Genomic DNA, 723 nt, shown 5'->3' on the forward strand with positions numbered 1-723 from the left:
TTGGGAAGACTCAAACATTACTCAACATACCTACATGGAAAGGATGAATGACGCTCAACAATTCTTTTCCCAGCTTAACTTATCATTTAGTTATGATCAAAGTAAAAAAATAGATTATATTATCGATTTAGTTTATCGTTTTTCTTTGGAACAAAAAGTCGAAATCATCGTTATCGACCATCTCCAAATTACTAAATCATCCAATCATTTAGAAAACGACCGTTTAGCCATTGACGAAATAATGACGAAACTCAAACAATTAGCCATGGAATTAAACATTGTTATTATCATTTTATCTCAATTTTCAAGAGATACATATAGCCATTACAAAGGTAAATCTCCAGAAATAACAGCTTTAAAAGGAAGTGGCGGAATTGAAACTAACTCAGATCTTGTCTTAATAATGTCTGAATTCCAACCAAAACTCAATAAAGACCAAGAAAAACCATTAAATATCTATAATCAAAATTGTAATCAATTATATTTAGAAGCTAATGACAACGAATCTCAAAAAATCATTGAATTATCAATTAAAAAAAATCGGAGTGGTACGAAAAAGAATTTAATTTATCACTTTGAAATGACCACTCAAACCTTCCAAGAAATCGGTTATATTTTACCTTATCCATTAGAAAGTTATTAAGGAGTTTATCAATGAATTATCAAAATAAAATAAAACACATTCAAACCCATTTTCCTATGTCAGTTTTATTAAAAAAATTA

The 723-nt window shown here is 28.2% G+C and carries 1 protein-coding gene; it reads left to right on the plus strand.

From position 1 onward, the window contains the following. Nucleotides 1–643 (plus strand): DnaB-like helicase C-terminal domain-containing protein (locus tag RI01_RS03140; RefSeq protein ID WP_026052466.1); only part of this gene is annotated, 643 nt, incomplete at its 5' end. Between the last annotated feature and the right edge of the window lie 80 nt (nucleotides 644–723).

Origin of the sequence: Italian clover phyllody phytoplasma str. MA1 (assembly GCF_000300695.1) — a bacterium.
Classification (GTDB): domain Bacteria; phylum Bacillota_I; class Bacilli_A; order Acholeplasmatales; family Acholeplasmataceae; genus Phytoplasma.